Source organism: Companilactobacillus tucceti DSM 20183 (assembly GCF_001434665.1).
In the GTDB taxonomy this organism is placed as follows: domain Bacteria; phylum Bacillota; class Bacilli; order Lactobacillales; family Lactobacillaceae; genus Companilactobacillus; species Companilactobacillus tucceti.
This window is the reverse complement of record NZ_AZDG01000048.1, coordinates 1-226: the sequence shown is the minus strand read 5'-3', so window position 1 is coordinate 226 and position 226 is coordinate 1. Positions and strand designations below refer to the sequence as shown.

General features: G+C 43.8%; 1 protein-coding gene. It reads right to left on the bottom strand.

Annotation, left to right across the window (positions count from 1 at the left end; translation table 11 throughout):
* Window positions 1–226, bottom strand: a 226-nt coding sequence (locus FC72_RS10585) for a zinc-binding dehydrogenase (RefSeq protein WP_157051170.1), incomplete at both ends; no start/stop codon positions are given.

Sequence of the window (226 nt, the reverse complement as noted above, 5' to 3'; positions counted from 1 at the left end):
ACCATTTGTGATCTTCTTGATAGCTTCAACAGCATCTTCTTTAGATGAGTCAACAATGTCAGTTGCACCCATTTCCTTAGCTAATTCAAGACGTGAAGGAACGATGTCAACGGCGATAACATGTGTACATCCAGAGATCTTACCAGCCATCATTGCGGCAAGACCAACGGCACCAGTACCAAAGACAGCAATAGTGTCACCAGGTTTTGGTTGAAGGGTATTGAAG